The sequence below is a fragment of the Pseudomonas sp. ENNP23 genome, from assembly GCF_001728945.1.
In the GTDB taxonomy this organism is placed as follows: Bacteria; Pseudomonadota; Gammaproteobacteria; order Pseudomonadales; family Pseudomonadaceae; genus Metapseudomonas; species Metapseudomonas otitidis.
In genome coordinates this window covers 1-9181 of sequence record NZ_LYSP01000081.1, presented here as the reverse complement: position 1 = coordinate 9181, position 9181 = coordinate 1, and the positions used below count along the sequence as shown (strand labels likewise).

Here is a 9181-nt window from a genome sequence, read left to right as displayed (position 1 = left end):
TCGCGAGTGGGAGTACTGCGTGCAGTACCGCGAGACCAGCTTCGAGTTCGTCAGCCGACTGATGGAGCAGGAAGGCATCTACTACTACTTCCGCCATGAGCAGTCGCGCCATGTGCTGGTGCTCTCCGATGCCTACGGCGCCCACACCACCGCCCCCGGCTATGGCTCGGTGCCGTACTACCCCCTCGAAGACCAGATGCGCGAGCGTGACCACGTCTACGACTGGCACCTGGCCCGTGAGGTACAGCCCGGTTCCCTGGCACTCAACGACTATGACTTCCAGCGCCCCAGCGCGCGCCTGGAAGTGCGCTCCAGCATCAGCCGCAGCCACAGCAACGCCGAGCACCCGCTGTACGACTACCCCGGCGAATACGTGCAGACCGGCGACGGCGAGCAGTACGCGCGCAACCGCATCGAGGCCATCCAGACCCAGTACGAGCGCGTGCAGTTGCGCACCAATGCGCGCGGCCTGGGCGCCGGCCACCTGTTCAAGATGACCGGCTACCCCCGCGCCGACCAGAACCGCGAGTACCTGATCATCGGCGCCCGCTACGCGGTCAGCCAGGAAGCCTACGAAAGCGGCTCGACGGGCGGCACGCTGCAGTTCAACAGCAGCCTGGAATGCATCGAGGCACGCCAGCCCTTCCGTCCCATGCCGACCACCATCAAGCCCATCGTCCAGGGCCCGCAGACCGCCATGGTGGTCGGGCCCAAGGGCGAGGAGATCTGGACCGACCAGTACGGCCGGGTGAAGGTGCATTTCTACTGGGACCGGCACGACCAGTCCAACGAGAACAGCTCCTGCTGGATTCGCGTCTCCCAGTCCTGGGCCGGCAAGAACTGGGGCCACATCCAGATCCCGCGCATCGGCCAGGAGGTGATCGTCAGCTTCCTCGAAGGCGACCCGGACCGCCCGATCATCACCGGCCGCGTGTACAACGCCGAGCAGACCGTGCCCTACGACCTGCCCGCCAACGCCACCCAGAGCGGGATCAAGAGCCGCTCCAGCAAGGGCGGCACACCGGCCAACTTCAACGAGATCCGCATGGAGGACAAGAAGGGCGCCGAGCAGCTCTACATCCATGCCGAGCGCAACCAGGACATCGTCGTGGAGAACGACGAGACCCACTCCGTGGGCCACAACCGCACCAAGAGCATCGGCAACGATGAAGTGGCCCTGATCGGGCAGGACCGCCTGCGCGCTGTGAAACGTAACGACACCTTGATCGTCGGTGGGCTGAAGAGTGACAGCGTGAGCACCAGCTACCTGATCGAGGTTGGGGAGAATCTACGCCTGGTTTGCGGCAAGAGCGTGATCGAGCTGAACGCCAGCGGCCAGATCAACCTGTCCTGTGTCGCATTCAACTTCCACACCAGCGCGGATGCACAGATCAATACCGGCGACGTGCTCAACCTCAACATTGGCGGGGGCCCTGGGGCGCAACCGGACGGCCAGGGCGTGAAGGGCACCATCGATTCAGCAGTCGACACCCTCTTTCCACCCCCGAAAAGCACCCAGTGAAGCCAGCAGACACGAGTAGATAGCAACCATGTCGTACCAGATCCAAGAAGCACGCTTTGAGCTACCTCATTCCCCGGTGCTGGATGCCTCGATCAACATTCTCAAGTTTCCCGAACTGGGCACCTCGCTGATCATCAGCCGCAGCACCATCGGTCAGGATGAAACCCTGCAGAGCAATTTCGAGGCACAACTGAAGAAACTCCAGCAGCAAGTGCTGGAGTTGCGCTTCCACACACCAGCGAGAACACGGCTGGGCGTACAGGGAGAGGTTGAGGCAATCGAGTTGCAAAGCCAGTTCAGCAAGGGCAGCGAGCAGGTGTTCCAGTATCAGTTGGCATTCCTGAAGCCGGGCACACGCCAGATGATGGCGTTCAGCTACGTGAAACCGCAGCCGCTGGGTGCCGACGATGCGGCCTACTGGACGGCACTCAAGCAATCCTTCGTCTTCACACCCTGAGGTTCTATGTCCGACGCACTCTGGGCAGCCCGGGAGGGTGATGCCCTGCTCCACACCTCGATGATGGCGGACATCGTGGGAGGTGTGCTGGAGGTCGCGGCCAACGTCGCTATCACTGCGCTCGCTACGGCGGCCATCGTTGCGGCCACGGGCATCACCGTCGCCACGGGCGGCCTGGGCTGCTTCGTACTCGGCGCCGTGGTCGGTGTCGTGGTCGGGTTCACCATGAGCAAGACGGGTGCCGACAAAGGGCTGACCAACCTATGCGAGGGGATTGGCAACGCGCTGTTCCCACCCTCGGTGCAGGCCACTATCACCAGCGGCTCGCACAACACGTTCACCAACGGCATTCCCGCAGCACGGGCTGCCGGCAAGGTGTTGCCCGTCGCGCCAACTGGCGGTAGCGAAGGTGGCGGCGCCGAGCCCGGTTTCCTCGACATGGCCGGTGAGTTCTTCTCTCAGATGTGGCGCCCGACGGTGGCCTCTCCAGCGCCTGGTGCCCAGCCTTGTCCTCTCGATACGGTGTCCTGCACCAAGCATCCTCCGATGCCGGAGCAGTACATGGCCGAAGGCTCGAAAAAGGTCGCCATCAACGGTCAGCCGGCAGTGCGCAGCGGCGACCGGAGCACATGCGACGCCAAGGTCGTAGACGGCGGGCAGGTTTCACCGAACGTCCGAATCGGCGGTGACTCTGTCGTCGTCAGGGAGATTCGCAGCGGTAAAACACCAGGCGTCGGCCTGGCGGTCACCGCCCTGCTGATGCTCAGGGGCGGCGGTGCGAAGTTCCTCAGCCGATTGCCGTGCCTGGTGGTAGGCGGACTCGTCTCGTTCGGGACCTCCAAGGTGACTGCAGCCCTGGTGAGCGCCACTTCTGCCACGCCCAATCCGGTTCATGCCGCTACCGGCGCCAAGGTGCTGGGGCAGGACGACGACCTCGACTTCGAGATCCCCGGCCTGATCCCCCTGATCTGGCAACGTTTCTACAGCAGCCTGGACACCCGCACTACGGTGCTCGGGTTGGGATGGAGCACTCCGTTCGACGTCGAAATCCATCGCCGCCCCCATCCGGACGGCGGTGAGCACCTGCTGTATGTGGATGAGCAGGCACGCACCATCGACATGGGCCACATTGCCCTCGGCAGTGGTGTATTCAGCGCAGGTGAAGGGCTTGCGGTAAGACGCTCGGAGCAGGACCAGGTCCTTATCGAGACCGTCGATGGGCTCTATCGGCTGTTCGAGGCGGACCCCTTGGTTAGCGGTCGCTATCGACTCACCCAGTTGGGTGATCGCAACGACAACCGACAGAAACTGGAATACGCGGCCGATGGGCGGCTGGTCGCACTGAGCGACAGTGCGGGTTTCCAGGTCGTGCTCTTTGACTATGAGCCCGAAAACCCATCTCGTATCGCGAGCGTGACCCGCCTGCATGCAAGCCAGCAGCGCGAAACCCTGGTGCGCTACCGATACGACCTGAATGGACAGCTCGCAGAAGTCCATGGGCCGGATAATCAGCTCCTACGACGATTTCGCTATGAGCAGGGCCTGTTGGTGGAGCACCGCCGCCCGAGCGGGCTGACGTGCCATTACCAATGGCACAGCTTCCAGGGACCTCTTGGGCGGGAGCAACGTGTCGTGCGCCACTGGACCGACACGGGCGAGGACTACCGTATCGACTACGACCTCTCACAAGGTCTCACACGGGTTACAGACAGCCTGCAGCGAACCCGTCTGCATCACTGGAACGACCACTACCAGATCACGAGCTACACCGATGCGCTGGGGCAGACCTGGCAGTTCCAATGGAACGACGAGCGTCAACTGATCAGTGCGACCGACCCCCTGGGCGGTCTGTGGCGATATGCCTATGACGAATCGGGCAACCTGACGCAGCAAACAGACCCTCTGGGCCGCTGCATGGCCACCGAGTGGCTGCCCCACTGGTCGCTGCCGGTACTGGAGGTGGATACGGCTGGCCACGCCTGGCGCCTCGACTACGATGCCCGCGGCAATCTGGTCTGCGCCACGGACCCACAGGGTCGTGCCACGCGACATGAGTACGACGAGCGGGGCTTGCTCATCGCCACCCAGGACCCTGCCGGCAACCGGACGACGCTGCGCTGGAACGAAGCCGGACAGCTCGTCGAACAGACCGACTGTTCCGGGTATTCCACACGTTACGAGTACGATAGCCGCGGCCACCTGCGCACCCACATCGATGCCCAGGGTGAACGCACCTACTACCAGCACGATGCCCGAGGCAGGCTGCTGCAGTACCAATTGCCCGATGGGCGTCGCGGGCAACTGCAACGGGATGCTGCCGGACACCTGACAACCCAGGTAGACCCAGCGGGGCACACCATCGGCTATCTGCGCGACGCTCGGGGCAACGTGCAGCGGCGCACGGACGCACTGGGACACACTGTCACCTTTGCCTATGACGCCTATGGCCGCCTGTTGGAGCTGGCCAACGAAAACGGCGAGCGCTACCGCTTCGCATGGGATGCCGCCGACCGCCTCGTAGGGCAGCAAGCCCTCGACGGAAGCTCGCAACTGTATCGCTACGATGCAGCCGGCCAGGTGATCACCGTTCAGTACATGCCGTGCCAGGATGCGGCCAAGACCGCCGCCCCGATCATCCATGCACTGGAACGCGATGCAGTGGGCCGGCTGGTCGCCAAAGAGACCCGCGATGGCAAGACCCACTACCACTACGACCCGATGGACCGGCTTATCGAAGCCCGGTTCACGTCCGCCCAAGAGGACACGCGATCGGTTCGATTCAGCTACGACGAATTGGGGCGCTTGAAAGCTGAGCAAAGCGATAGTGGGAAGCTGGAATACAGCTACGACGAACTGGGCAACCTGACGGAAACCCTACTTCCCGACGGTCGGCGGATTCGTCGGCTTTACTACGGCAGTGGTCACCTGCAGATGCTCAGCGTGGGCGATCAACTGATCAGCCGCTTCGAGCGTGACCGGCTGCATCGAGAGGTGTTACGCACCCAGGGTCAACTGTCCACACGTACCGATTACGACCGCTGCGGTCGCATTCGCTCACGCCTGCGGCGGGTGGAAGGCCAGCCCCCACAGCTTCCTCCGATGGCTGGGAAATGGTTTGAGTACGATGCAGCCGATAACCTGACCAAGCGCATGGAGCAGGACGGCTCGGCAAAGCGCGTGCTGTCCCATGCGCTTCACTACGATGCCAATGGACGCCTTGTCGCCAGCCAGGCTCAAGGTATCGGGCTCGACGAGACCTTTAGCTACGATGCAGCGGCCAACCTGCTCGATGGTGCCAACGGTTCAGCGGGGCTGGTCCGGCACAACAGAATCCTTACCTACCAGGACAAGCGCTACCGCTATGACGCCTTTGGTCGGCTATGCGAGAAGCGCAGCGGTAGCCGATTGGTGCAGCAATTTCGCTACGACGACGAACACCGGCTGATAGAGGTGACCAGCCAGGACGGTTTGAGCCTTACCCGTACCGAAATGCAATACGACCCATTGGGGCGCCGGACAGCCAAGCTCCACAAAACCGAACAAGGCGCCCTGCTCTCGACCACCCACTTCCTATGGGAAGGGCTGAGGCTGTTGGCCGAGACGCGCAACGGCACCTCCAGCCTCTACTTGTATGAAGGAACCGGCTACATGCCGCTGGCTCGTCTTGACGGCCAGGACAGTAGTGCTCAGGTGCGCTATTACCATTGCGACCCCAATGGCATGCCCCAGCAAGTCACGGATACCTCGGGCAAGTGCGTCTGGCAGGCCTACTACAGCGCCTGGGGCGCTACCCTGCAGGAGCAGTCGGAGCCTGCCTTCATCGAGGGGCAGAATCTCCGTTTTCAAGGCCAGTACCTGGACCGGGAAACGGGCCTCCACTACAACACGTTCCGTTTCTACGATCCGGATATCGGCCGCTTCACCAGTCCAGACCCGATTGGTTTGAGCGGTGGCGTCAACCTCTACCAGTACGCGCCCAACCCATCGGGATGGGTCGACCCATGGGGGTGGGAGGTCTGTCGGCTCTCCAAGGCAGACAAGGCCAAGATGGGGCCAGCACCTGCGGGAATGGTGAATCCGCATAGGCACCACCTGGTCAGGGAGAAAGCACCCAGAAGTTGGTCGGCAGCCAATCAGAAGCTGGTGACTGACTCGCAAGACATCCTCAAGAAGCACGGGATCGGCCTCAACGACGACCTTCGCAACTTCACCTGGGCCCAGAACGGTGGCGGCGCACACACCATTGCAGCAGCCAAGCACACACACTCAGTCCTGTTGAAAGCCGATCAGGCAGGAGGACTGAGCGCCGTGGAGACGGCTCTGCAGGGATTGGCCACTAATGCATCGAAAGGAATTTTCTTTTGACCAGCGAACTGGAAAAACTCTACGACGACAACGCCCCCGCCCTCGCCGCGCTCTACACGCACATCGAAGGGGCCGACCTGACGGCCGTGCGCGCCGCCCTGGAGGCCCACCCGCAGTGGCTGGCCGTGCCCCTCTTCGGCCTGGCCAGCCAGGGGACGCTGCTGCACCTGGCGGCTCGCCATGGCTGCCTGGAGATCGTCGACTACCTGGTGAAGAAGGGGCTCGACACGGGGGTTCTCGATGGCAGCCACGGCACGCCGCTGGTCGATGCGGCGGGCGCGGGTCACCTCGCGACGGTGCGCTGGCTGCTGGATAACGGCGCGGCGGTGGACGGCGATTGCAGGGGCATCCTCACGCCGCTCATCGCCGCGGCCGTAGGCGGCCACAGTGAGGTGGCTGCGCTGCTGGTGCAGCACGGTGCCGACCTCGACCGCCTGCACCTGCGTCTCAACCAGACCGCTCGCGATACGGCGCTGGTCTGGGGTCATGGGGCGCTGGCGGGGTGGCTGGCTGAACAGGGCGGGCACTGTGCGCAAGAGCAGATGGACTACACCCGGGTACGTGGCAGCGGGATCTTCGAGCACATCTTCGAGCGGGTCGGTTTCGTCCTCACGCCCTGCCCCAGCCAGAGGCTGTGCGGGCAGGATATCGACCTGCGGACGGCACTGGTCGGCAACGGCCGGGCCCACAAGCTGCTGTTCACCCTAGGGGTGCACGTTTCCCAGCCGAGCATCGAGCTGATGGTCGCCCTGCCCTACGACTGGCCGCTGAACCGCGCGGCCATCACGGCAGACCTGCCTTGCGCCTTCCCCGCCCAACTGCTCTGGCGTGCAGCGCAGGCACGCCTCGAAGGCGAGGCGATCCGCGAGGGTTGGCTGGCCGAGCGCGGGGATGAACGCTTCCGCGACCTGCCCTGGCCGGAGGGTGTCGATGCCATGGTGGCGGTGGACTACCGCTTTCCGCCCGCCACCGAGGGCGCGACCGAAGGCGAGGTGACGCTGTTGCTGCTGGTGCCCATGGGCTATCCCCGTGCAGGGCGGCCTACGCCAGAGAAGCTGGCGGACTGGGCCGGCAAGAAACGCGCGGCCAGTTGGAAGGCGGTGGCGATCAAGGCCTGACCAGTTGCGCCGGGCTCACCCCGATTCGCTGGGCACCAGGTCCGGCCCGCCCAGCCGCTCTCGCAGGTGCAGCGAGGCGCGCAGCAGCGCTCCCCAGATCCCGTCGGCGCTGCTCCAGGGGGCACCGGCCCAGCGGGTATCGGCTACCAGCGCCGTGCGTGCCCGCTCGATGCACACCTTGAGCGTCACCACGACGGGCTCCAGTCTCCAGTCGAACAGCGGGATGCTTTTCCCCACCTGGGCATAGCGGTATTCCCAGATCCAGGCATGGACGCAATAGATGGCGCGGTTGTGGTCAGGATGCCCAGCGAGCAACGCCAGGCAGGCACCCGTCAGGCGTTCCCCCAGTTCCGGGTCAGCGCTCTCGCGCCAGTACGGCAACAGCAGTGCCTCGAACGCGGCGCCGAAGTTCTGTGGCTCCTCATGCTCGGCGCGCGCCTCGTGGAAATACGGCGGCTCGCCAAGCAGGAAGGCACCCAGGGCGTCGCGGGCCAGCGCCTGGCTCAGCACTCTGCCAGGCTCACGTCGGCTCGCCCCGCGGCGTAGCCACAGGTTCCAGCAGCAGGTGATCGAGGGCGCGGGCGCGGCAGGCGCGGACCATGGGCAGCGCGCTTTCCAGGTCGCGGCGGTAGCGCTCGAAGGACTCGCGGGTGATGGCGTAGCGCTCTTCGTAATCGACCAGGCCATTGTTCACCGGGATGGACAGGTAGTAACGGTCGCCGCCTTCTTCGACCCCCAGGGCGAACCGGTGCCGGGGGCTGAACACCACGTCACGCCAACTCACTCGGGGCGCTCCAGGGCGACCAGGGCGCGGTGGTAGCGGGCGACGCGGGCCAGGTCGGCCTCGCCCAGTTCGGGCAGGCGGGTGACATCGAGGTTGTCGCGGATGTCTTCGCGCTTGACCCGCCGGGCCAGGTTGTTGGGACGGATGCGCTCGATGAAGGTCTCGTAGGTCTCGCCTTCACGGCGGCTGAGGCAGTCGACGGCCTGAACGACGGTCTCGGGGATGCCGAGGATGCGCAGGTCCTCGAGCTTGACGTCGCCATCCTCGACCACGTCGTGCAGCACGGCCGCCATCTGCGCCTCAGGGTCATCGAAGCGCAGCATCAGCCGCAGGGGGTGCAGCACATAGGCCCGTCCGGCCTTGTCCCGTTGGCCGGCATGGACACGGCAAGCCAGGGCAATGGCGGTTTCCAGTGGGGTATTCATTCCTTGGGCTCCTCTGTGAAGGGCGCGGAGATTAGCAGCCTGAAACCTGCCTTGCCGGAACTGAGACACGCCACGCAGCCTTGGCGGCATCCGATGGACAGCCTCCGGGGGCTGCTCTAAAACGGTTGCCGGCCCTGCTCGCCAGCGTGCAGCCCAGGCTACGCAAGGATTCGCGGATATCGGAAAAAACGCTCGGCAACGGCCTCGTCTGCTACAACTTCGACCAGGGTTTTCCCGCCCTCCCGGCTTGCCGGGCAAGTCGATTTCCTGGCGACGGGCCGCTGACGCGGAACCACGCCCCGGCGGTGGCATACGAGGCAAGGAAGGCGATGCAAATCACTCAATCGGCCCGCATGGCGAAAGTCAGCAGCCCCCTGGGCGCCAACGTCCTGGTACTGGAACGGCTGGACGGCCATGAACAACTGGGTCGCCTGTTCGACTACGAACTGAGTCTGGTTTCAGAAAACCCCGCCATCAAGCTCGACGCATTGCTGGGCAAGCCCATGGGGC

8 protein-coding genes are annotated in these 9181 nt (G+C 64.3%); 5 read left to right on the top strand and 3 right to left on the bottom strand.

Annotated elements, in window-relative coordinates; genetic code table 11:
- The 4 genes from tssI to A9G05_RS25835 all read left to right on the top strand — a co-directional run.
- Positions 1-1522: type VI secretion system tip protein TssI/VgrG (tssI, locus tag A9G05_RS25850; protein WP_069563661.1), on the top strand; the 1522-nt coding region annotated here is incomplete at its 5' end.
- A gap of 28 nt (positions 1523-1550) precedes the next feature.
- Positions 1551-1979, top strand: a complete 429-nt coding sequence (locus A9G05_RS25845; protein WP_069563660.1) for a DcrB-related protein — start codon at positions 1551-1553, stop codon at positions 1977-1979.
- A gap of 6 nt (positions 1980-1985) precedes the next feature.
- Positions 1986-6344 carry an RHS repeat-associated core domain-containing protein gene (locus A9G05_RS25840; protein ID WP_069563659.1) on the top strand — a complete coding sequence of 1453 codons (4359 nt, stop codon included), beginning with the start codon at positions 1986-1988 and terminating at the stop codon, positions 6342-6344.
- On the top strand, positions 6341-7462 hold the full coding sequence (locus A9G05_RS25835) for an ankyrin repeat domain-containing protein (protein ID WP_069563658.1): 1122 nt from the start codon (positions 6341-6343) through the stop codon (positions 7460-7462). Before A9G05_RS25840 ends, A9G05_RS25835 begins: the two co-directional genes overlap by 4 nt.
- Before the next feature lie 15 nt (positions 7463-7477).
- Here the strand turns inward: A9G05_RS25835 and A9G05_RS25830 are convergent, their stop codons facing one another.
- The 3 genes from A9G05_RS25830 to A9G05_RS25820 are packed head-to-tail and all read right to left on the bottom strand — an operon-like array spanning position 7478 to position 8671.
- Entirely contained in the window at positions 7478-7972 is a 495-nt protein-coding gene (locus A9G05_RS25830) for a hypothetical protein (RefSeq protein ID WP_069563657.1), read from the bottom strand.
- A 10-nt stretch (positions 7973-7982) separates the two neighbouring features.
- Positions 7983-8246, bottom strand: coding sequence for a hypothetical protein (locus tag A9G05_RS25825; protein ID WP_069563656.1), 264 nt, complete (start codon positions 8244-8246; stop codon positions 7983-7985).
- Entirely contained in the window at positions 8243-8671 is a 429-nt protein-coding gene (locus A9G05_RS25820) for a GTP pyrophosphokinase (RefSeq protein WP_069563655.1), read from the bottom strand. The genes A9G05_RS25825 and A9G05_RS25820 overlap by 4 nt, the downstream gene beginning before the upstream one ends.
- 329 nt (positions 8672-9000) lie before the next feature.
- Here A9G05_RS25820 and A9G05_RS25815 point away from each other — a divergent pair.
- On the top strand, positions 9001-9181 hold a 181-nt coding region (locus A9G05_RS25815; protein ID WP_139131262.1), incomplete at its 3' end, for a hypothetical protein.

Coding starts and splice junctions, on each gene's coding strand:
- A9G05_RS25840 (WP_069563659.1), top strand. CDS start 1,986: ATGTCCGACGCACTCTGGGCAGCCCGGGAGGGTGATGCCCTGCTCCAC.
- A9G05_RS25820 (WP_069563655.1), bottom strand. CDS start 8,671: ATGAATACCCCACTGGAAACCGCCATTGCCCTGGCTTGCCGTGTCCAT.
- A9G05_RS25845 (WP_069563660.1), top strand. CDS start 1,551: ATGTCGTACCAGATCCAAGAAGCACGCTTTGAGCTACCTCATTCCCCG.